Below are 21383 nucleotides of genomic sequence, written 5' to 3' on the forward strand. Positions count from 1 at the left end.
TTCTTTCCGCGGCGAGGGCGGCCGATATCATGCCGATTGTTTCTTCAACAAGCGTTGCGTTCCCGAGCCTGAAGCGACCGGAAACGTGGCGCTTGCCCGATCTCTAGGCCCGACGGCCTGAACCGAAGATGATCGAGATGGGGGGCCGCCCGTTCACCTCGCGCCGGCCCCGCGCGGTCGCCGGGCCCGCGGCGAGCTGTTAAGCTGAGACATCGCCGAACGCCCGAGGCGGTGCGGGCAGGGGAGGGGGCGTCGATGGGTCTTCCGGTGGGCTTGAGCGTCTTCGCGGTCGGCGTCGCGGCGCTCGCGATCATCACCCTGGCCGCGGGCGTGAAGATCGTTCCGCAGGGCTACGTCTACACGGTCGAGCGCTTTGGTCGCTACGCCCGCAGCCTCGAGGCCGGCCTCGGCCTGATTACCCCGTTCATCGAGCGCGTCGGCCGCCGGGTCAACGTCATGGAGCAGGTGATCGACGTCCCGAGTCAGCAGGCCTTCACCCGCGACAACGCCGGCGTCACCATCGACGCGGTGGTGTTCTATCAGGTGCTCGATGCGGCGCGCGCCTCCTACGAGGTCTCGAACCTCGATCTCGCGGCCACGACGCTGACGATGACCAACATCCGCACCGTGGTCGGCGCGATGGACCTCGACCAGCTGCTGGCCCACCGCGACGAGATCAACGAGCGGCTGCTCCGGGTGATGGACGCCGCGGCCTCGCCCTGGGGCGTCAAGATCAACCGGATCGAGATCAAGGACATCGTGCTGCCGGCCGACCTCGCCGGGGCCATGGCGCGCCAGATGAAGGCCGAGCGCGAGAAGCGGGCCTCGATCCTGGAGGCCGAAGGGCAGCGTGCCGCCGAGATCCTGCGGGCGGAGGGACGCAAGCAGTCGGCGATCCTGGAGGCGGAGGGCCGGCGCGAGGCCGCCTTCCGCGATGCCGAGGCGCGGGAGCGCTCCGCCGAAGCGGAGGCGGCGGCGACCGGGATGGTCAGCCGGGCGATCGCCGAGGGCGACATCGCGGCGGCGAACTTCCTGGTGGCGGAGAAGTACGTCGACGCGGTCCGGGCCATCGCCACCGCGCCCAATCAGCGGGTCGTCGTGGTGCCGATCGAGGCGGCGGCGCTGGCCGGGACGCTCGGCGGCATCGGCGAGCTCACCCGCAGCGTCTTCGGCGACGGGGCGGCGGCGCCCCGGCGTACGGGAACGCCGCCCAACGTCGCTCCGCCGCGGGCCTGACGCCGGTGACGCTCGCCACCCTCGCGGGGACCTTCGAGGCCCTCGGAGCTGCCTGGAGCTGGGTCATCGCCGGCCTCGTCCTCGCGGGCGCCGAGATCCTGGTGCCCGGGATGTTCCTGATCTGGCTCGGCCTCGCCGCCCTCGCCACGGGGCTCGCGACCGCGGCGGTGCCCATGCCCTGGCAGGGTCAGACCCTGCTGTTCTCGGGCCTCGCGGTCGCCCTGGTGGGGATCGCGACCCGCCTGCACCGGCGCGGCGCGGCAGCCGCCGGCGCGAGCCTGAACCGCGCGGACCGGGGCCTGATCGGGCGCGAGGGCGTGCTCGACGAACCGATCGTGCAGGGCGCCGGCCACATCCGCTTCGACGACACCCTGTGGCGCGTCACCGGGCCCGACCTGCCGGCGGGCGGACGGGTGCGGGTCACCGGGATCAGCGGCACGGTCCTGCGGGTGGAGGCAGCCTGAGCCGCGCGGGCGCGGTCCGGCGCCCGCGCGGCGCCGGCCTCAGACGCGCCTGCCCCGCCCGCCATGCGGATGCGGGCGGGTGACGCGCGCGAGCAGGATCCCGAGCCCGACGACCGCGCCCGCGATGGCGACCTTCTCGACGAAGCCCGCCCGGTTGTGCGCGAGTTCGGAGCGGATGCCCATCTCGGCCGGCACGTTGGGGATCCGGCCGCGCCCGACATCGTCGACCAAGCCCTCGACGACGTTCACCCGGTCGGCCGCCATCAGCATGAGCCAGTGCGTCCACTGGGACTCGCTGTACTTGAACGCCTGACGGCGGATCATGCCGCTGAGCCCGCGCGGCGGCGTCGAGGTGCCGAGGACGGCCGGGAGCCTGTTGTGCTCGATCGAGGCCAGGATCTCGACACGCCGCGTCTGCAGCGGCGGGCGCTCCCAGCTCATGCCCGTGTCGTCGTCGCGCGACCGATCCCGCATCGGGTAGGTGGGATCGTTGCGCGGGTCGGCGTCGATGCCCCAGCCGGGGATCGTCGACGGATCGATGGGAAGGTTCCTCATCCGCATCTCCTCACGCGCGCGCTGTCGGGGGAACGAGAACCGGCTTGATGCAGCCGTCGAGCTTTGCCGAGAAGATGTGGTAGGCGTCCGCGATCTCCTCGAGCGGCACCTTGTGGGTGATGAGTTCCTTCGGGTTCAGGCGGCCGGCCTCGATGTGGTCGATCAGCTTCGGCAGCAGACGCTTCACCGAGGCTTGGTTGGCCCGCACGGTGATGCCCTTGTTCACGACGTTGCCGATGGGGATCATGTTGCCGGTGGGGCCGTAGACGCCCACGATCGAGACGGTGCCGCCCTTCTTGACCGCGTTGATCGCCCAGTGGAGCGCGATGGCGGAGCCGCCTTCGAGCTTCAGCTTGGTGCCCATGAGCGTGTGCAGGGCGTTGCCCGCCGCGTCGCCGCCGACGGCGTCGATGCAGACATCCGGTCCGAGCGAGTCGGTCGTCTTCTTCAGGAAGACGACCGGGTCTTCGATCGAGCGGAAGTTGTACACCTCGGCGGGGCAGTACCGTCTGGCGAAGTCGAGCCGGTACTCGACGTGGTCGATGACGATCACCCGGCCCGCTCCGAACAGCCACGCGGAACGGGCCGCCATGATGCCGACCGGGCCGGCGCCGAAGACCACGACGGTGTCGCCCTGCTTGATGCCCCCCATCTCGGCGGCCTGATAGCCGGTGGGCACGACGTCGGTGAGGAGCACCGCGTCGTCGAGGTCCATCGTCGGGGGAATCTTGCACGGACCCACATCGGCGTAGGGGACGCGGACGTACTCGGCCTGGCCGCCGTCGTAGCCGCCGGCGGTGTGGGAGTAGCCGTAGATCGCCCCGACAGCGGTCGCCTGGGCGTTCGATTCGTGGCAGTTCCCGAACAATCCCTGCTTGCAGAAGTGGCACTTCCCGCAGGCGATGTTGAACGGCACGATCACGTGGTCGCCGACGGCGAGATTGTTCACCCCGGACCCTGTTTCCTCCACCACGCCAATAAATTCGTGGCCGAACGTCATGCCGACACGCGTGTCGGGCACCATGCCATGGTACAGATGAAGATCAGAGCCGCAGATGCACGTCCGCGTGACCCGTATTACGGCATCCTGAACGTGCTCGCAGACGGGAACTGGCTTGCGGTCGAGCCGGACCCTGTAAGGTCCGCGATAGTTCATCGCCAGCATGCTGAGGCTCCCACATCCTTTGACTGCGGGAACCGCACGTATGAGTCGAAGTTCCCGGGCCTCTCGCGTGCTGGAGATCGAGCGTGTCCGGATCGGCTCAGCGTCGGTGATGCGGTGCGTGGCGCCCAGGGCCGCGCGTCATCCGAAGGCCCCCACCTCGTGCTGGATGATCCCGGAGATCTCGCGCGCCTGGTCGAACATCCGGCGGATCGGCTGGAACAGGTTGGCGTGCTCGGCCTCGTAGGTGCCGACATCCCGCGGGCCCGCCGGCTCGCCGAAGTTGAGGCCCAGCGTCGGATCGGGGGTGACCGGGAAGATCTCGTCCAGGAGCTTGAGGCAGCCGTCGATGTCGAGGCGCAGGAAGCGCTCCAGCAGCTGCTCGCGGGAGATGCCGGCCTGCGGCCGGAAACCCGGGATGTGCACCGCCAGGAACCAGATCCGATGGATCAGGGCGAGCCGCAGGGCATGCAGCAGCGTCAGCCGCGCCGACATGGCGGGCAGGTCGGGTGCGGCCGCCGACAGGGCGAGCCAGTCGCGGGTCAGCCGGCCGAACAGGCTCCGGAGCGCGGAGGCGAGGTCGAGGCGCTCCAGGGCTCCGGCGATCACCACCAGTTCGTCCCGGCGGAAATCCTTCTGCGTGCGCCGCGCCCGCTCCAGCCACACGGCCGGGTCGAGGGTGTCGATGTAGGCGCGCAGCACGTCGAGGTCGCCCACGGATGCCGCGTGCTGCACCAGGCGGAAGGCGCGGGAGAAGCGCACCGAGTCGCGGCGCATGTCGCGGAACAGGTCCGGCCCGCGCTGCGCGGCGCGGCCGATCCCGTGCAGCGAGTTCGCCAGGAAGCCGAGCTGGTGCAGGATCGCGTTGTTGGGGATCGCCCGCATCTGGCGCGGGTGGGTGATCCGGGCCGGGCCGCCGCTGTCGCTCTGGCGCGCCACGGGCCGGGAGCCCGTGCGGTCGATCAGGCTCGGGCCGAACGTGCCGAGCATCGCGGCGTAGCCCGGGTCGTCGACCAGGGATTCCATGTCCTGGCGGGCGGCGGTGAAGAATTCCAGGGCGAAGTCCGGCTCGGAGTAGATCGGATCCTCCCCGGCTTCGGCGCGCCGCGGGTGGTCATTCAGGGCGTAGTCCGAGAAGGTGTCGTCCTCCGTCACGTCCAGCGCGTAGACGTGCTCGGCGATGCGGGCGACGCTGGCCTGGGCCAGCGCCTCCGTGCCGTACAGCAGGTAGCCGTCGGTGCCCTGGAAGCTCGATTCGAGCCGCACCCTGATCCCGGCCTTGCGGGCGCGGTCCCGCGCATCCTCGGGAGCCAGATAGGCGAGGCGGTCGCGCAGCGAGGTCGGGTGGGCGCCGCGCCCGATCGACTCGCCGTGTGTGTCGAAGATGGCGAGTTCGATGTCGGCCAGGCGGTTCTGGACCAGCATCTCGGTGATGCGCAGGCGCAGCCGCTCGATCCAGAAGGTGGCGGCGAGCTGGCCGACGTAGCGGCCCGAATCCGAGTAGCCGAACTGCACGGTCAGCCGTCCGATGCGCTTCAGGTACTGGCGCCAGTGCGGGTTGCGCAGGGCATCGTCGAGCACCTGGATGCCCTGCTCCAGGGCGCTCGCCGTCTCGAAGAGCGGCGTGATCTCCAGCTTGTCGGCGATGCCGTAGTGGCGTGCCAGCCAGAGGGCGGCGAGCAGCGTGTAGCCGGTCTCGGTCTCGGCGATGAGGAACCGCACCGGATGGGTGCCGTCGACGTGCTTGAGGATCTGGGCGATCGTCATCATCAGCCGGGCGGCCGAGGCCCGCTCGGCGGCGAGCGCCCCGAAATCCACCGCCACCGGCCGGACGTCGTTCAGGAGCGCGTGGATCGTGGCGAGGTGCGAGCGGCGCCGGGCCGCATCGGTCGGCTCACCCTCCAGGTCGATCACCCGGCGGACCGCATTGTGGATCTGGCTGGCGTTCAGCCGGAAATGCGGCAGGGCGTTCGACAGGCCGTGCGTGGCCACGCCCGAACGCAGGACGGCGATCCGGCGCTGGTCGGCCGCATCCCCGGCCGCCTCCAGGGCCTTGGTCAGTCCTGAGATGAGGGCGCTCGCGTCGGTCTGGGCGCGCTCGCGCTCGATGATCAGCGCCAGGGCGAACCGATGCACCGCTTCCAGCGACGGCTTCTCGCCGAGGCGCGGCGCCACCGCGAGCTGCCGGTTCACCGCCGCCAGCGCCCCCTCGGCCAGGGCGCGGACCTCGCGGCAGGCCGCGATCTCGGGCAGCTCGCGCATCACCCGGTCGAACTGCATCCGCTTCGAGATCAGCCGGTAGCGCAGGGTGTCCCACCAGCCGATATCGGTCCGCCCGTCCGTGTCGCAGCCGACCCAGCTGGCGATGGCGAAGGGGCGCGGCGTCAGCTCGGTCCAGCTCTCCGGCCAACGGGCGCGGGCGGCGTCGAGCAGGGCACCGTTGAAGGCGTCGACGGCGAGGCGGCCGTTATTGGCGGCCGCGCAGGCCTGCTCGAACTCGACGTCCAGGGTGATCGGCGCGTCCGGCCGGGTGGAGAGCGCCGCCGCCCGCGCGATCAGGCCGGCCCGGGCGGCCTCGTCCGGAAGGCTTGCCGCCTGGGCCAGCAGCGTCGCCACGGCCCGGGGCATGCCGAAGGTCGGGTGTGCCGTGAACACCACCGCGAAGGCGATGCGGTTGATGAAGCCCCTGAACGCCTCGAAGCTCTCGGGACGGTCGGGCACGGCTGCCACGAGGCGCGCCGGGATGGCCGCCTGCGGATCGGATGATGCGGCCGGCTCGTTTTCCAGCCCGACATAGGCCCGCAGCCGCGCCGCCCGCGCGGTCAGGGCGGCGGCGCGCAGCCGGACGAACAGGCCCTCGAGGTCGCCGAGCGAGATCTCGTTCCGGTCGAACCGCCGCGTGATGGCCAGGGTCACGGCCAGCACGGGATTGCGGAAGGGATCCTCCCGGGCCTGATCCCGGGCCGCCTCGATCAGGCCGAGGAGATGGCCCTCCAGCTCGTCGGGCTCGCGACTCGGCTCGTGCTGCATCGATCGATCCCGCTTCCGGCCCGCCCGCATCTACCCGGTCCGCCGCGCCACGCAAGGAGCGTTCCGCGCGGGGCGGGCTCCGGTGGGGTGACGGCGGCCCTCCGCGCGGGTTAGAGCATCGCGCAGCATGGAGCGGCTGCTGATCTTTCTGGCGATACTGGTTTTCGCCGTCGCCGTGGTGGCCGCCGTCGCCATGGTGGCCAGGGGCCGGCGCGCGCCGTTGCGTCTGGACGCCGAACTCGACGTCGAGGACGAACACCTCGTCATCGGTTCGGTCGGCACGCGCCGGAGCCCCATCGACCGCACGGCGCAAATCATCGATCCGCACGTTCTCGACCTGGAAGCGACCGAATTGGAACCGATCAGAATGCTCGGCTGCGCGGAACGCGCCGAGGCGTCGCGGCGCGGTCGTCCGGGGGACGGCCGATGAGGCGGCTGGTTCGCCTCGCGGCCGGGCTGATGCTCGCCGCCCCGTTCGGCCTGACGGCCGCGCAGGCCGCCCCGCAAGCACCGCCTCGGCCAGCCCAGGCGCCCACGCCCCAGCCCGACGGGCCGCCTGCGGCCCCCGCGCCGGCGGCACCGCAGGCCGCGCCGACTCCGGCGGCCGGTCCCGCGATCGAGCAGCCCTGCGGGGCTCAGGCGGCTCGGTTCGAGAGCGGTAAGGGTTTCAAGATGGTGATCACCCGGGCCGGGCAGGTCCGGACCACCAACCCGCTCCGGCCGCTGACACCCGAGGTCAACGAGGTGCTGCAGGTCGTCATCGCCGGGAAGGTCGCAACCGCCTACGGGCCGGACTTCAACACGCTGCGGCGCGGCAGTGCGGCAGCGGCGATCGAGGCCATGCTGGGCGGTCCGATCCGCTGGCAGCCGACCCTGCCGGTGCTGCCCGACGCACTCACCATCGTGGCCGAGGAGGGGGCGCCCCTGGCGCAACTCGCCTTCAAGGCCTGCGAGGCGCCGCCTGCCGTGAAGGCGCCGAAGGCGGAGGCCCGCAAGAAGGCCCCCGCCCGGCGAACTCCCGCGCCGAAGGCGGCCGAGAAGACGCCCCCCGGCTTCTCCATGCCTCAGGGGGTGATCGGCGAGTAGGTGGCTACTTCTGCTTGGCGATGACCTTGTCCTTGATGCCGTCGTACACGCTCTCCGGGATGATCTTCTTGGACACCAGATCATCCTTGCCGCGATAGGGACGGCCCTTGACGATCGCGGCCGCCCGCGCCGCGCCGATGCCCGGCAGGGCGTCGAGTTCCTGGGGGCTCGCGCTGTTGAGATCGATGAGCGCGCCCTTGGCGGCGTTCGGCGGCCCGGCCACCGGTGCGCTCGGCGCCGTGGGCTTGGCGGGCGCCGTCGGCGTGGCCGCGCTGGGTGCCTGCGGCGCGGGGGCCTGAGCCAGCGCTGGCGCCGTGATCAGGCTCGAGAGCAGGGCGAAGAGGGCGAGGGTCCTGGTGGGGGAAGCCATGGTGATACTCCCGAGGGTCACGGCCCGCGCCGCGGCGCCGGCACCGCATCACTGGGCCGTCCCGCTTGAACCCGCGCTTAACGCCTGCGTGTGACGGTTGTGCTCCGGCGCCTCTAGCCAGGGGCCGACCCCGGCGCTATAAGCGCGCCCTCATCCGTATCCCGCGGTGTGCGTGGCGATCCTCGATCGAGGAGCCGCCCGCGCGCCGCTTTGTTCGCGGCGTCACGAAGGATCACTGCCATGGCCGTTCCGAAGCGAAAGACCTCCCCCTCCCGCCGCGGCATGCGCCGCTCGGCCGACGCCCTGAAGGCGCCGACCTACGTGGAGGACAAGGATTCGGGCGAGCTGCGCCGTCCGCACCACATCGACCTGAAGACCGGCATGTACCGCGGCCGCCAGGTCCTCAAGGTGAAGTCCGCCGAGGCCTGAGCCCGGTGCGGCACCGGCCGTCCTCCGGGACGTGCGATACGGGTGCGACGATCAACCGGTCATTCCGGGATAGCCGAGGCGGTCCGGGATGACGGCGCTTCGCCATCGAGGCGTGGCCCGCTCTCGGGCGGCCCGACGCCGGTGAGGCGCCGCATCACGCGAGGCGCCGCGCGGTCTCCGTGTAGCAGGCGGCGGCCATCCGGGTCCGCTCCAGCCGCGACGGAAGCAGCGTCGGGTCCCCGGCCGTGAGCAACTGGGCGACGAAGCCGGCGCGGGGCTTGCCCGCGGTCGAGCGTTCCGCCGCTGCGGTGCCGCCCGCTTCCTCCGACTGCCCTCCATCGATCACGACGAGTGCACGCGCGGCATCCTGCTGCGGGCGCGTGCCTGCCTGGGGCGCGCTCTCGGTGGCCTCCGGCACCGCGCGCGCCGGCCTGATCTGTGCCGGGCCGACACGCCCGCCTGTTCCGATCCGCACCATTGCAGCATCTCCTGCACGTTTCCGTGCCGATGGTGCAAAGGTGGGGCCGGCGTTTACGAATCGTCAACCTTTTATGTCGCCGTGCCCATCGGAAATTATTTCTTCGCGAGGGCCTCGAGGCGCTGCTGCATCTCCAGCATCTGGCGCTTGAGGTCGTCCAGCTCCCCGCCGGCGTAGGACGCCGCTGCGGGGACCACCGGGGCGTTGGTCCCCGCAGCCGGCGGTGTGAAGCCGGTGAACATCTTCATGGCATCGCCGAAGAAGTTCATGTTGGCGCGCACCTGTTGCTCGATCGCGTTCTGGAACGCGGCCGGGCCGAAGCTGTGGGCGAATTTTTCGCGCAGGCCGTCCTGATCCTTGGCGAAGTTCGCCATGGAGAATTCCAGGAAACTCGGCACCATCGTGCGCATGCTGTCGCCGTAGAAGCGGATCAACTGGCGCAGGAAGGCCACCGGCAGCAGGTTCTCCGCGCCGGCCTTGTTCTCCTGCTCGAAGATGATCTGCGTGAGCACCGACCGGGTGATGTCGTCGCCGGTGCGCGCGTCGTAGACGACGAAGTCTTCACCGTTCTGGACCATCGTGGCGAGGTCCTCCAGCGTCACGTAGGTCGACGTGCCCGTGTGGTACAGGCGCCGATTGGCGTACTTCTTGATGACGGTCTGGGTGGCCTTGACGGTATCCGCCATCGGGAACGGCCTTTCTGGACTCGGGACCTAGGGGCGTTGCGGGCACGCGATGCGGCACGGCGGAGGCCGTCTTCGCGCCCGCAGCACGATCCTTAAGGCCTTCCAAGGGCGCAGAAAACAGCAAACTGCAACTGTTCAGCGCAGAATAATGCAGGCGATCACGGCCGCTCTGCGCCATTTCAGTCTCGCGATCGCGTCATCCCCACCTTTTCGCGTCCTGTTGCGCAACCTTGACTTCGCCGATGCGGCGCCCTTCATCCGAAGTCCGGCATCAGAGCGCGCCCGGACAGTGGAAGGCGCGCCGGCTCGTGAGAGGAGAACGTTCACATGGCAGGCAACGAAGAGATCGTCATCGTCGGCGCCGCGCGCACGCCGGTCGGCTCGTTCGGCGGCGCCTTCGGCGCGGTGCCGGCCCACGAACTCGGTGCCACGGCGATCAAGGCCGCGCTGGAGCGCGCCAAGGTCTCCCCCGACGACGTCGACGAGGTGATCTTCGGCCAGGTCCTCACCGCGGGCGCCGGCCAGAACCCGGCCCGTCAGGCGGCGATCAAGGCCGGCATCCCCGAGAAGGCCACCGCCTGGGGCCTCAACCAGGTCTGCGGCTCGGGCCTGCGCACGGTCGCCATCGGCATGCAGCAGATCGCCAACGGCGACGCCAAGGTCATCGTGGCGGGCGGCCAGGAATCGATGTCGCTCTCGCCCCACGCGCAGTACCTGCGCGGCGGCCAGAAGATGGGCGACCTCAAGCTCGTCGACACCATGATCAAGGACGGGCTCTGGGACGCCTTCAACGGCTACCACATGGGGCAGACCGCCGAGAACGTCGCCCAGGCCTTCCAGCTCACCCGCGAGCAGCAGGACCAGTTCGCGACCCGCTCGCAGAACAAGGCCGAGGCCGCCCGCAAGGAGGGCCGGTTCAAGGACGAGATCATCCCGGTGACGATCCCCGGCAAGAAGGGTGACACCGTCGTCGACACCGACGAGTACATCCGGGACGGCGCCACCATCGAGGCGATGGCCAAGCTGAAGCCCGCCTTCTCCAAGGAGGGCACGGTGACGGCCGCCAACGCCTCCGGCCTCAACGACGGCGCCGCCGCCCTCGTGCTGATGTCGGCCTCGGAGGCCGAGCGTCGCGGCCTCACCCCCCTCGCCAAGATCAAGTCCTGGGCGACCGCCGGCGTCGATCCGAAGGTGATGGGCACCGGTCCCATTCCCGCCTCCCGCAAGGCCTTGGAGAAGGCCGGCTGGAAGCCGTCCGACCTGGACTTGATCGAGGCCAACGAGGCCTTCGCGGCCCAGGCGCTCGCGGTGAACAAGGACATGGGCTGGGACGACGCGAAGGTGAACGTCAACGGCGGCGCCATCGCGATCGGCCACCCGATCGGCGCCTCGGGCGCCCGCGTCCTCGTCACGCTGCTCCACGAGATGAAGCGCCGCGATGCCAAGAAGGGCCTCGCCACGCTCTGCATCGGCGGCGGCATGGGCGTGGCCATGTGCATCGAGCGGGCGTGATCGTTCCGTAACGCCCGCCCGGTCGGGAATTTAGACTTGAGACCAAGTTCACAAAAATTCGCGTGCGGACGCCATCCGCACGCGGCATCACGTGATGCGAACAGGAGGAAACAATGGCTCAAGGACGCGTCGCCCTCGTCACGGGGGGCACCCGCGGTATCGGGGCTGCAATCTCGAAGCGGCTCAAGGACAAGGGCTACCGGGTCGCGGCCAATTACGGTGGCAACGACGAGGCGGCCAATGCCTTCAAGGCCGAGACCGGCATCCCCGTCTTCAAGTTCGACGTGGGCGATCTCGCGAGCTGCGAGGCCGGCATCAAGGCGATCGAGGCCGAGCTCGGACCGGTCGAGGTGCTGGTCAACAACGCCGGGATCACCCGGGACGGCGCCTTCCACAAGATGGATTTCGAGAAGTGGCAGGCGGTCATCAGGACCAACCTCGACTCGATGTTCACCTGCACCCGTCCGCTGATCGAGGGCATGCGCAACCGGAACTTCGGCCGCATCATCATCATCTCGTCGATCAACGGACAGAAGGGCCAGGCCGGCCAGACCAACTACTCGGCCGCCAAGGCCGGGGTGATCGGCTTCGCCAAGGCGCTGGCGCAGGAGAGCGCGTCCAAGGGCATCACGGTGAACGTGATCGCGCCCGGCTACATCGCCACCGAGATGGTGATGGCGGTGGCGGAGGATATCCGCAACAAGATCATCTCGACGATCCCGACCGGTCGCCTCGGCGAGGCCGACGAGATCGCGCACGCGGTCGAGTATCTCGCCAGCGACGAGGCGGGCTTCGTCAACGGCTCGACGCTCACCATCAACGGCGGCCAGCACTTCGTCTGATCGCCGAAGGGGCGCGCCGGGCTCGGGCCCGGTGCGCCCACTCCGTGGCGGCAAGGGACGCCGCGCCCGACGCGCGGCGATCCGGCGGGATGCCCGGCATCCCGTCGTTTCCGGAGCCCCGCGGGCGAACTCGCACGCCCTCGCCACCGTTCGTGCCGGATCTCGGCACGTCGCGCGATCCCGGCCAAGGGATCGCCGTATCCGGACCGGCATGTCCCGCGTCCCGAGAGGACGAGGCTCCGGCGGGCGTCATCCCTGGCCTGACCGGCACGCGCGGACCGTGCCTCCGCCAACCATGACGACTTCCCTTCCCGGGCCGGCGTTGGCCCGGCACGCGGGACAACGGGTATTGCGGGCAGCGTTCCGCGCCACCGTCCGCGTGCTCTGAAACACGAACAGTCCGAGCGATCCCGTATAGGTCTCCTTCCGTCGCGTCGCGGATGCTTCCGCGGACAGAAGAACGGGGCTGCGGGCATCATGAAAGACTGGTCCGATGGTGCATCCGACGTTCACCCTGTCGGCGCAGTGTGGATTTGTTCTTCGTCCGCCGCGCGTCGTCGGCCGCCGGCCCTCGCCAAGCTCGGCCCCGCCGCGGCCTGCGTCCCGGGGCTGGCCGCCTGCGTGACCCCGCAGGAGCGGCACGCGCTGGATCGGAACCAGTGCTACGCCTTCGGGTTCGAGACCGAGACCGACGCCTTCGCCGTGTGCATGATGGGGCTTCACCAGCAGCGCGCCATCGCTGAGGCCACCAGCAGCCTGTCCTGGCAGGCCCAGCTCGCCGAGCACAACCGCCGCCGCGAGGCGCAGCAGGACCTCTACAGGATCGCGAGCCTGCAGCGCAGCGGCGACCCGCGCTTCCCGGTCTGCGGACCCTCGTCCGACGGCGGCATGGATCGCCGGACCATGACTTGGTACGGCGCCAACTGCCGCGCCCGCTGACCGCGCTTCCGGAGAAGGTCGATGTCGGACACCGAAGCCCGTGTCCCGGGCGATGCGAGCAGGTTGATCTTCGCCACGACGGCGATGTTCGCGGCCACCATCGGGATGATCACGCAGGATTGGGGCTTTTTCTTCCTGGCGATGCTGGGCAGCGCCGTCCTGCAATGCGCGATCTACATGCCGATCCAGCGGTGGCTCGGATGGAAGCCCCTGGATCTCGGCCACCTGGGCCATCTCGCGCTGCTGCTGCTCGTGCCGTGAGACGCCGATCCGCGGTGCCGCTTCGGTAGCCCGCCCCTTTCTCCCCCAGTCTTCCCGCCGAGGAGGCGCCCATGACGCTCGCCCTGATCATCGCCGGCATCCTCATCGTCACCCTGGCGATGGCCGGCCTCTTCTCCCTCGCTGCCCTGTGGGCCGATTGAGCCGCGGCCCTACGGCACGCCGACGCAGTTGGCGTAGAAGGTCGCGGTGGCCGGCCAGTCGGAGAACACCCCCATGACGCCGACCTGCCCGTGCAGCACGTCGAGGAGCCGGAGGATGTCGCCGTCTCCGGTCACCACCGGCTTGATCGACTGGTAGTAATAGCCGCCGCCGTCCTTGAGCGGCCCCGAGCGCTCCAGCGACCATGCGATCAGGCCGAGACCGGCCGCCTTCGCCGCGCGGGCATAGGTCGAGGGCTCGATCGTCGCGTCCGGGCCGGGCCGGACCAGCATCCAGAGCGGCGGCGCCAGGATCCGCACGCCCTTCTGCGCCAGCTCGGCCATGCCGGGCGTCCAGGTCGCCGGGTTCTCCGGATCGAAGCCCTTGGTGGTCTCGTCGCGGTTGTCGAGGAAGATCGCCTGCCGGCCGAAATCGGGGTCCTTGTCCAGCCAGTACAGGATATCGCGGAGCTGGAAGCTCTGCGGAAAGACGTCGGAGGCCGGGATGCCCGCCTGCCGGTACTCGTCGATCATCTGCTGGGCGTACATGTCCTGGGTGTAGGACCCCTGGAACGGCATCGCGACCTGGGGTGCCTTCAGCTCGGGGGTGAACTTCCGCCCCATGCCCTTCACGATCGCGATGTACTCCTTGTGGGACATCAGCGTGCCGGTGCCGGCGTAGAGGTCGGTGCGCCAGCGCGGCGTCGCGTTCATGTAGGCAGCGACCGTCGTGGCCTCCGGGTCGGCCGCATCCATCTTGCCGGTGAGCGACTTGAACTCGTCGAGGGTCAGGTCGCTGGTGCAGCACTTGGCCGAGGCCTTGCGGCCGGTGGCCGGATCGGCCGGCTCGAAGCCCTGCGTGCACTGCGCGGCGAGCGGGGGCCGGGCCAGGATGTCGGTGGTCGTGTGCAGGTCGCACTGGCTGTGGCGGCAGACGAGCTGCCGGTCCTTGGTGAAGGCCACGTCGCATTCGATGATCCCGGCACCCATCCGGTCGGCGGCGATCAGGCCCTCGCGGGTGTGCTCGGGGAACATGAGCGGGGCGCCCCGGTGCGAGATCGAGAAGGTCCGCGGCGTGTAGGTCCGGTCGACCCCGCAGGCGGCGAGCGTGTCCTTGAGGGGGCCGGGCTTGAGTTGGTCGACGAGGTAGAAGGGCCGGGGGCCGAGCTGGGCGGCCTCACCGGCGAGCCCGGGGCCCGCTGCCAGAAGCAGCCACAGCCCGATCATGATCCCGCGCATCGCGAACCTCCCGTTTCGGGCCGCCGGTAGAGCGAGACGGTGACGGAGGCGTGACCTCGCCTCGCCGACTCGGTACCGCCGTGATAGCCGCGGGCCATGGACGAGTCCGCATCAATCTCAGCCGCGCCCGCGCGGAGCGCATCCGCCACGCTCGCGGGCTTCGGCGCGATCCTGCTGTGGTCGCTGCTCGCCCTCCTCACCGCAGCGTCGGGGGCCGTGCCGCCGTTCCAGCTCGCCGCCCTGACCTTCCTGGTGGGCGGCCTCTGCGGCTGCATCACGTGGATCGCCCGGCCGGCCCGCGCCCGGGCGCTGATCCAGCCGTGGCCGGTCTGGCTCCTCGGGGTCGGGGGGCTGTTCGGCTACCACGCCCTCTATTTCAGCGCCCTGCGACTCGCGCCGCCGGCCGAGGCCGGGCTGATCAACTATCTCTGGCCGCTGCTCATCGTCCTGTTCTCCGCCCGCCTCCCGGGCTCCGGGGGGTTGCGGCCGGGCCACCTCGCCGGAGCGGTCCTGGGCCTCGCCGGCGTCGCGGCCCTGTTCGCCGGCCGGGGGGATCTCGGCTTCGCCGCGGGTGCGTTGCCGGGCTACGCGGCGTCCCTGGCGGCGGCGTTCGTCTGGGCGGGCTACTCGGTGCTCTCCGCCCGGATCGGGCAGGTGCCGACCGATGCCGTCACCGGGTTCTGCCTCGTCACGGCGGCCCTGAGCCTCGTCGGCCATGTCGCCTTCGAGGCGACGGTCTGGCCGGCGGACGCGGTGCAATGGGGCGCGGTGCTCCTGCTCGGCCTCGGGCCCGTCGGGGCCGCCTTCTATCTCTGGGACATCGGCTGCAAGCGCGGCGACGTGCGGCTGCTCGGTGTGACGGCCTACGCGGCGCCGGTGCTCTCGACGCTGATCCTGGTGGCGGCGGGCTACGCCGATCCGAGCCCGGCCCTGGCGCTCGCCTGCCTGCTGATCGTGGCCGGGGCGCTCACGGCGGTGCGGGCCTCGTGGGCGGTGCCGCGGGCCTAAACCCGGGGCGTCGGCCGCCAGTCGGGCGGCGCCATCTCGAAACCCGAGAACTCGAACCCGGGCGACACCGTGCAGCCCACCAGGGTCCAGGCGCCGAGGCTTGTGGCGGTCTGCCAATGGCCGGCCGGCACCACGCAGTGCGGACGCTGTCCGGCGGCGAGATCCGGCCCGAGATGCCGGGCTTCGGCGTCGTGGCCGTTCGGGCTCGTGGTGATCACCAGCGGCGCGCCCGCGTGCCAGTGCCAGATCTCCGTGGCATCGACCCGGTGCCAGGCGGAGACCTCGCCGAGGTCCAGGAGGAAGTAGATCGCGGTGCCCACCGAGCGGCCGTCGACGGTGCGCGGGTCGCGGAACGTCTCGCGGTAGTGGCCGCCCTCCGGATGCGGCGTCAGCCCCAGCGTCCTGATCACCTCGGCCGCGTTCATCCTCGCCTCCCTGTCCGCCGCGTCGGCGCGAAGATCCCGCGGCTTGCGGGCACTTGGCACCGATGCTACCGGCCGAAAAGCCTCAAGGTCCGAGAAAGATGCCGAGCCCCACCGTACGCCTCCACCGCGGCGACCTGCCCGCCGACTACGACGCGGGCCGGGCGGTAGCCATCGACACCGAGACGCTGGGCCTCAACCCGCACCGGGACCGGCTCTGCGTGGTGCAGATCTCCACCGGCGACGGCACCGCCGACGTGGTGCAGATCCCGCAGGGCGGACCCGAACCGGTGGTGCTCAAGCGCGTCCTCGCGGATGCCGGCGTGCAGAAGATCTTCCACTTCGCGCGGTTCGACGTGGCGGTCCTCTACAAGGCCTTCGGCGTGATGCCGCAGCCGGTCTACTGCACCAAGATCGCCTCGAAGCTCGCCCGGACCTACACCGATCGGCACGGTCTGAAGGACGTGGTCCGCGAACTCGTCGGCGTCGACCTGTCGAAGCAGCAGCAATCGTCCGACTGGGGCGCCGAGACCCTGTCCCAGGCGCAGCTCGACTACGCGGCGTCCGACGTGCTCCACCTCCACGCGGCCCGCGACCGGCTCGACGCGATGCTGGCACGGGAAGGGCGCACCGACCTCGCCGCCGCCTGCTTCGCCTTCCTGCCGACCCGCGCCCGCCTGGACCTGGACGGGTGGCCCGAGACCGACATCTTCGCGCATACGTGAGGATCCGCGCCGATCCGGTGTGGAGTGAGACTTTCCTGCCACCGCGCCGCGATGCATCGCTGCTAGGTTGCGAACGTCGGGGCCGCCGAGTCCCGGCCAGACCCTCCTCGCCGGTCACTTTCCCGATCAGGCCGGCGAGGAGGGTCCGTCGATCGCTCAGGTCAGCGTCCGGGCACCCGTGGGCGTCATGATCCGTGCGCTCCAGCGCGGGCCGGGGCCGTCCACGATTCTCGGGGAATCGGCGAGTCCCAGCGCGGCGTGAAGCTGCCCCGCGCCGCCCGGATCCGGATGGGTCAGGAGAAGCGCCTCAAGGCGGGCGCCGAGGTCCGGCATCGACGCGGCGGGGTTCCCGCGGGGGCCCCAATCCATCACGTGGGGCGCGGCTCCATCCGCCGGCCAAGCCCCGTCCGGGCGCACGCCGAAGCGCCACGCGAGAGCGCCGCGGGTCATCGTGGCGGCCTGACCGAGCAGGTCGCGGTGGGCGGCGAGCACGCCGTCGAGGTCGTCCGTGCGGGCGACGAGGCCGCGCAGCCGCCGGCCCGCCTCCCAGTCGGCCCGCACCTGCGCGGTGTCGCCGAGGCCGAACCAGCGGGCGCGGGACGGCGCGGGCGCCTCGGGATCGACGGCGATCACCTCGAGGAACAGGGCCTCGCCGAGGCGCAGCAGGTGATTGCGCGTGCCCATCTCCCGGTGGCGGCCGCCCTCCGGCATGGCGAGGCCGAGGCAGTCGCGGACATGCGCGACGCCCGCCGCGAGGTCCGGCGCGACGACGACGAGGTGGTCGAGGGTGAGCATCCGGGTATCCGCCGTACGGAACGGGGGTGGGACCTGCCCACCCCCGTCCGCCGGCAGGGGCCGGGCATCGCGCCCGGCCCCCGTCGCCTTACAGGGAATAGTACTGCACGAACTCGATCGGGTGCGGGGTCATCTCGTAGCGCAGCACCTCGGCCATCTTCAGCTCGATGAACGAGTCGATCTGGTCGTCCGAGAACACGCCGCCCTCCTTGAGGAAGGCCCGATCCTTGTCGAGGCTGGTGAGCGCCTCGCGGAGCGAGCCGCACACGGTCGGGATCTTCTTCAGCTCCCGCGGGGGCAGCTCGTAGAGATCCTTGTCCATGGCCGGACCCGGGTCGATCTTGTTGCGGATGCCGTCGAGGCCGGCCATCAGCAGCGCCGAGAAGGCGAGGTAGGGATTCGCCATCGGGTCGGGGAAGCGGACCTCGACGCGCTTGGCCTTCGGGCTCTTGGTCCACGGGATGCGGCAGGAGGCCGAGCGGTTGCGCGCCGAGTAGGCGAGCAGCACCGGTGCCTCGTAGCCCGGCACCAGCCGCTTGTACGAGTTGGTCGACGGGTTGGTGAAGGCGTTGAGCGCCTTGGCGTGGCGGATGATGCCGCCGATGTACCAGAGGCATTCCTGGCTGAGGCCGGCATACTTGTCGCCCGCGAAGACCGGCTTGCCGTCCTTCCAGATCGACTGGTGGACGTGCATGCCCGAGCCGTTGTCGCCGTAGACGGGCTTGGGCATGAAGGTCGCCGACTTGCCGTAGCTCTGCGCGACGTTGTGGATGCAGTACTTGTAGATCTGCATGTGGTCGGCGAGCAGGGTCAGCGTGTCGAACTTCATGCCGAGCTCGTGCTGGGCCGAAGCGACCTCGTGGTGGTGCTTCTCCACCTTCACGCCCATCGACTGCATGGCGGCCAGCATCTCGCCGCGCATGTCCTGCGCCGAATCCTGCGGCGGGACGGGGAAGTAGCCGCCCTTGGTCTGCACCCGGTGGCCGAGGTTGCCGCCCTCGTAATCGGTGAAGCCGTTGGTCGGCAGCTCGGTGGAGTCGAGTTCGAAGCCGGTGCGATAGGGGTCGGCGGCGAACTTCACGTCGTCGAACACGAAGAACTCGGCCTCCGGGCCGACATAGATCGTGTCGCCGATCCCGGTCTGCTGCAGGTAGGCCTCGGCGCGCTTGGCGGTGCCGCGGGGGTCGCGGGCATAGGGCTCGCCGGTGGCCGGCTCCAGCACGTCGCAGACGATCGAGAGGGTCGCGGCCGAGAAGAACGGGTCCAGGGTGGCGGTCGCCGGATCCGGCATCAGGAGCATGTCGGACTCGTTGATCGCCTTCCAGCCGGCGATCGAGGAGCCGTCGAACATGGTGCCCTCGTCGAAGATCTCCTCGTCGATGAGCGACACGTCGAACGTGACATGCTGCCACTTGCCGCGCGGGTCGGTGAACCGGAAGTCCACGTAGCGCACGTCGTTGTCCCGGATCGTCTTCAGCACCTCGGCCGCAGTGGTCATCGTGGGCATCCTCCAGGGATCTGTGAATGATCTCTCGTCGCGCAACCGAGCGATGTCGGCCGCGTCAGCAAGCGGCGCTTGATATCCGGCGCGGGCGTACCTTGCCACCCGCGCCGGGTGGGAATCGGCGTTCCGGTGGAACGATCGGCCGCCGATACCGACTGCTCGCGATTCCGTGATCGGCAGAGAGCGCAGCTAGGGCACTGTGTTCCCGCAGCAATAGCAATCCTGGCACGCTCCATGCAACAGCGGCACCGGCCGTCGTGGAGGCGGCAAGCCGTTCGCGTGTTCCCGGGTTGCCCAGGTCGCGCATCGATACGGACGAGAGAACCGGAATGACCAAATACAAGCTCGAGTACATATGGCTCGACGGGTACACGCCGACCCCGAATCTCCGCGGTAAGACGCAGATCAAGGAATTCGACAGCTTCCCGACCCTCGAGCAGCTCCCGATGTGGGGCTTCGACGGCTCGTCCACCAAGCAGGCCGAGGGCGGCAGCTCCGACTGCATGCTGAAGCCCGTGCGCCACTTCCCCGACCCGGCCCGCAAGAACGGCGTCCTGGTGATGTGCGAAGTGATGATGCCGGACGGTACGACCCCGCACGAGTCCAACAAGCGCGCCACCATCCTGGACGATGCCGGCGCCTGGTTCGGCTTCGAGCAGGAATACTTCCTGTACAAGGACGGCCGCCCGCTCGGCTTCCCGACCTCCGGCTACCCGGCGCCGCAGGGCCCGTACTACACCGGCGTCGGCTACTCGAACGTCGGCGACGTCGCCCGCAAGATCGTGGAGGAGCACCTCGACCTTTGCCTGGATGCCGGCATCAACCACGAGGGCATCAACGCCGAGGTGGCCAAGGGGCAGTGGGAGTTCCAGATCTTCGGCAAGGGCTCCAAGAAGGCCGCCGACGAGATGTGGATGGCCCGCTACCTCCTGCAGCGCCTCTGCGAGAGCTACGGCATCGACGTCGAGTACCACTGCAAGCCGCTCGGCGACACCGACTGGAACGGCTCGGGCATGCACTGCAACTTCTCGACCGCGTTCATGCGGGAGCATGGCGGCAAGGCCTATTTCGAGAAGCTCATGGAGGCGTTCAAGAACGCCCGCGAGGAGCACATCGCCGTCTACGGCCCGGACAACCACATGCGGCTGACCGGCAAGCACGAGACCGCCTCGATCCACGAGTTCTCGTACGGTGTGGCCGACCGCGGCGCCTCGATCCGCGTGCCCCACTCGTTCGTCAACAGCGGCTACAAGGGCTACCTTGAGGATCGCCGTCCGAACTCGAAGGGCGACCCCTACCAGATCGCCTCGCAGGTGCTGAAGACGATCGCGTCCGTACCGACCGAGGCCGCTGCAGCCGCGTAAGACGCGAGGGACGCCTCGGCGTTCCGGCAGGATCGACGGAGCCGGGCCCTCGGGTCCGGCTTCGCCGTTTTCCGGACGGGCGGACGGACGATCCGGGCTCGTACGGTGGGTGCGGATTGGCCCGCCGCGACGTGCGGCACCGGCATTCAGCGCAGGCCGCGCGGCACGCTCCCTCGGGATCGCGGGTGGCCGCAGCCCTCCTTCGAGGGACGCCGGTGCGGGCGTCCGACGACGCGGAGGGGGATGGGGCGGAACCCGCCGGACCGACCCCGACAACGCGCTACAGGTGCGGAGCCTCGCCGCCCGTGACGATTTCAGGGCCGGCGCGGACGCTCATCCTCGCGGATGGCAGCCTCATGATACCACGCGCCGCCCCCGATGCTGGCGGCCGGCGCCGGTTTCGCCTCCGCGATGACGCGGGGCGTGGACTGGGCGCGCCGGAACGCGGACAGATCGTAGATCTTGGCAGTCTCGCGCGGGTCCGTGACGGCCATCGCACATCCTCCTGCATCGGGGTCTCAGCGGCCGGTCGCGCCGGCCGTTCCCGATGATGTGGGGTGCGGAAGTCGGCACTCCATAGTGGAAAGCGCCGATGCCGGACATTCGTGCAGAGCGAAAACTTAGGCAGAACCCAAGCCGAGGCGCCAGAACCGCCTGTCAGATCGCGTCAGTTCCGGTCTCGCCGGTCCGGATGCGGATCGCTTCCTCGATGGTCGAGACGAAAATCTTGCCGTCACCGATGCGGCCGGTCTGGGCTGATTTGCGGATCGCGTCGACCGCGCCTTCCACCAGCGCGTCGGAGAGAACGATCTCCAGCTTCACCTTCGGCAGAAAGTCGACCACGTACTCGGCGCCCCGGTAGAGCTCCGTATGGCCCTTCTGGCGGCCGAAGCCCTTCGCTTCGATGACGGTGATCCCCTGAAGGCCGACCTCCTGGAGCGCCTCCTTCACCTCGTCGAGCTTGAAAGGCTTGATGATCGCTTCGATCTTCTTCATGCCGCTCGGGCCTGCGCTTCGGTGCCTGGCATTTCTAACATCCTCGTGACGCGTTCGCCATGCCGTTTTCTCGGCCTGCCGGACCATAGTGCCCGTTTGATGTGCGATGCACGCACATCCTT

At 70.0% G+C, this 21383-nt stretch carries 24 protein-coding genes; 12 read left to right on the top strand and 12 right to left on the bottom strand.

Annotated elements, in window-relative coordinates; genetic code table 11:
* The first annotated feature begins 255 nt into the window (after positions 1-255).
* Positions 256-1236: an SPFH domain-containing protein gene (locus MFF58_RS16600; RefSeq protein WP_238289856.1), complete on the top strand. Its 981-nt coding sequence runs from the start codon at positions 256-258 to the stop codon at positions 1234-1236.
* A 5-nt stretch (positions 1237-1241) separates the two neighbouring features.
* A complete protein-coding gene (locus MFF58_RS16605) occupies positions 1242-1700 on the top strand; it encodes an NfeD family protein (protein ID WP_238289857.1) in 459 nt (152 codons plus the stop codon).
* A 39-nt stretch (positions 1701-1739) separates the two neighbouring features.
* On the opposite strand, the gene MFF58_RS16610 is transcribed toward MFF58_RS16605, so the two are convergent.
* The 3 genes from MFF58_RS16610 to MFF58_RS16620 form a co-directional block, all read right to left on the bottom strand.
* Positions 1740-2255: a hypothetical protein gene (locus MFF58_RS16610; RefSeq protein ID WP_238289858.1), complete on the bottom strand. Its 516-nt coding sequence runs from the start codon at positions 2253-2255 to the stop codon at positions 1740-1742.
* A gap of 10 nt (positions 2256-2265) precedes the next feature.
* Positions 2266-3420 carry a zinc-dependent alcohol dehydrogenase gene (locus MFF58_RS16615; protein WP_238289860.1) on the bottom strand — a complete coding sequence of 385 codons (1155 nt, stop codon included), beginning with the start codon at positions 3418-3420 and terminating at the stop codon, positions 2266-2268.
* Positions 3421-3558: 138 nt separating this feature from the next.
* Positions 3559-6447, bottom strand: a complete 2889-nt coding sequence (locus tag MFF58_RS16620) for a phosphoenolpyruvate carboxylase (protein WP_238289861.1) — start codon at positions 6445-6447, stop codon at positions 3559-3561.
* A gap of 127 nt (positions 6448-6574) precedes the next feature.
* Here MFF58_RS16620 and MFF58_RS16625 point away from each other — a divergent pair, with 127 nt between their 5' ends.
* Both MFF58_RS16625 and MFF58_RS16630 read left to right on the top strand, forming a co-directional pair.
* Positions 6575-6877, top strand: a complete 303-nt coding sequence (locus MFF58_RS16625) for a hypothetical protein (protein WP_238289862.1) — start codon at positions 6575-6577, stop codon at positions 6875-6877.
* Positions 6874-7533: a hypothetical protein gene (locus tag MFF58_RS16630; RefSeq protein ID WP_238289941.1), complete on the top strand. Its 660-nt coding sequence runs from the start codon at positions 6874-6876 to the stop codon at positions 7531-7533. The genes MFF58_RS16625 and MFF58_RS16630 overlap by 4 nt, the downstream gene beginning before the upstream one ends.
* 4 nt (positions 7534-7537) lie before the next feature.
* On the opposite strand, the gene MFF58_RS16635 is transcribed toward MFF58_RS16630, so the two are convergent.
* Positions 7538-7903 carry a ComEA family DNA-binding protein gene (locus tag MFF58_RS16635; protein ID WP_238289863.1) on the bottom strand — a complete coding sequence of 122 codons (366 nt, stop codon included), beginning with the start codon at positions 7901-7903 and terminating at the stop codon, positions 7538-7540.
* 240 nt (positions 7904-8143) lie between these two features.
* Between MFF58_RS16635 and rpmF the strand changes: the two genes are divergently transcribed.
* Positions 8144-8332 carry a 50S ribosomal protein L32 gene (rpmF, locus tag MFF58_RS16640; RefSeq protein ID WP_003601373.1) on the top strand — a complete coding sequence of 63 codons (189 nt, stop codon included), beginning with the start codon at positions 8144-8146 and terminating at the stop codon, positions 8330-8332.
* A gap of 154 nt (positions 8333-8486) precedes the next feature.
* Here rpmF and MFF58_RS16645 read toward each other — a convergent pair whose 3' ends face one another.
* Positions 8487-8810: a hypothetical protein gene (locus tag MFF58_RS16645; RefSeq protein WP_238289864.1), complete on the bottom strand. Its 324-nt coding sequence runs from the start codon at positions 8808-8810 to the stop codon at positions 8487-8489.
* A gap of 95 nt (positions 8811-8905) precedes the next feature.
* On the bottom strand, positions 8906-9496 hold the full coding sequence (gene phaR, locus MFF58_RS16650) for a polyhydroxyalkanoate synthesis repressor PhaR (RefSeq protein WP_238289865.1): 591 nt from the start codon (positions 9494-9496) through the stop codon (positions 8906-8908).
* 327 nt (positions 9497-9823) lie between these two features.
* Here phaR and MFF58_RS16655 point away from each other — a divergent pair, with 327 nt between their 5' ends.
* From MFF58_RS16655 to MFF58_RS16670, 4 genes are all read left to right on the top strand, one after another.
* A complete protein-coding gene (locus MFF58_RS16655; protein ID WP_238289866.1) occupies positions 9824-11008 on the top strand; it encodes an acetyl-CoA C-acetyltransferase in 1185 nt (394 codons plus the stop codon).
* 113 nt (positions 11009-11121) lie between these two features.
* A complete protein-coding gene (gene phbB / locus MFF58_RS16660; RefSeq protein ID WP_238289867.1) occupies positions 11122-11850 on the top strand; it encodes an acetoacetyl-CoA reductase in 729 nt (242 codons plus the stop codon).
* Between the two features lie 477 nt (positions 11851-12327).
* Positions 12328-12789: a hypothetical protein gene (locus MFF58_RS16665; protein WP_238289869.1), complete on the top strand. Its 462-nt coding sequence runs from the start codon at positions 12328-12330 to the stop codon at positions 12787-12789.
* Positions 12790-12810: 21 nt separating this feature from the next.
* Positions 12811-13050: a hypothetical protein gene (locus MFF58_RS16670; RefSeq protein WP_238289870.1), complete on the top strand. Its 240-nt coding sequence runs from the start codon at positions 12811-12813 to the stop codon at positions 13048-13050.
* A 170-nt stretch (positions 13051-13220) separates the two neighbouring features.
* Here MFF58_RS16670 and MFF58_RS16675 read toward each other — a convergent pair whose 3' ends face one another.
* On the bottom strand, positions 13221-14447 hold the full coding sequence (locus MFF58_RS16675) for a glycerophosphodiester phosphodiesterase family protein (protein ID WP_238289871.1): 1227 nt from the start codon (positions 14445-14447) through the stop codon (positions 13221-13223).
* Positions 14448-14543: 96 nt separating this feature from the next.
* On the opposite strand from MFF58_RS16675, the gene yddG reads away from it, so the two are divergent.
* On the top strand, positions 14544-15455 hold the full coding sequence (yddG, locus tag MFF58_RS16680) for an aromatic amino acid exporter YddG (protein WP_238289872.1): 912 nt from the start codon (positions 14544-14546) through the stop codon (positions 15453-15455).
* Here yddG and MFF58_RS16685 read toward each other — a convergent pair.
* Positions 15452-15880 carry a cupin domain-containing protein gene (locus MFF58_RS16685; RefSeq protein ID WP_238289873.1) on the bottom strand — a complete coding sequence of 143 codons (429 nt, stop codon included), beginning with the start codon at positions 15878-15880 and terminating at the stop codon, positions 15452-15454. The genes yddG and MFF58_RS16685 overlap by 4 nt on opposite strands.
* A gap of 98 nt (positions 15881-15978) precedes the next feature.
* On the opposite strand from MFF58_RS16685, the gene MFF58_RS16690 reads away from it, so the two are divergent.
* Positions 15979-16602 (top strand): ribonuclease D, encoded by a 624-nt coding sequence (locus tag MFF58_RS16690; RefSeq protein WP_238289874.1) that lies wholly within the window; start codon positions 15979-15981, stop codon positions 16600-16602.
* Between the two features lie 156 nt (positions 16603-16758).
* On the opposite strand, the gene MFF58_RS16695 is transcribed toward MFF58_RS16690, so the two are convergent.
* Together MFF58_RS16695 and glnA are read right to left on the bottom strand one after the other, a co-directional pair.
* Positions 16759-17397 (bottom strand): VOC family protein, encoded by a 639-nt coding sequence (locus MFF58_RS16695; protein WP_238289875.1) that lies wholly within the window; start codon positions 17395-17397, stop codon positions 16759-16761.
* Between the two features lie 88 nt (positions 17398-17485).
* On the bottom strand, positions 17486-18895 hold the full coding sequence (gene glnA, locus MFF58_RS16700; RefSeq protein WP_238289876.1) for a type I glutamate--ammonia ligase: 1410 nt from the start codon (positions 18893-18895) through the stop codon (positions 17486-17488).
* Positions 18896-19230: 335 nt separating this feature from the next.
* On the opposite strand from glnA, the gene MFF58_RS16705 reads away from it, so the two are divergent.
* A complete protein-coding gene (locus MFF58_RS16705) occupies positions 19231-20265 on the top strand; it encodes a glutamine synthetase beta-grasp domain-containing protein (protein WP_238289878.1) in 1035 nt (344 codons plus the stop codon).
* Between the two features lie 314 nt (positions 20266-20579).
* Here the strand turns inward: MFF58_RS16705 and MFF58_RS16710 are convergent, their stop codons facing one another.
* Both MFF58_RS16710 and MFF58_RS16715 read right to left on the bottom strand, forming a co-directional pair.
* Positions 20580-20759 (bottom strand): DUF2735 domain-containing protein, encoded by a 180-nt coding sequence (locus MFF58_RS16710; RefSeq protein ID WP_238289879.1) that lies wholly within the window; start codon positions 20757-20759, stop codon positions 20580-20582.
* 163 nt (positions 20760-20922) lie between these two features.
* Positions 20923-21261, bottom strand: a complete 339-nt coding sequence (locus MFF58_RS16715; RefSeq protein ID WP_238289880.1) for a P-II family nitrogen regulator — start codon at positions 21259-21261, stop codon at positions 20923-20925.
* Positions 21262-21383: the final 122 nt, after the last annotated feature.

The organism is Methylobacterium longum (assembly GCF_022179385.1).
Classification (GTDB): domain Bacteria; phylum Pseudomonadota; class Alphaproteobacteria; order Rhizobiales; family Beijerinckiaceae; genus Methylobacterium; species Methylobacterium longum.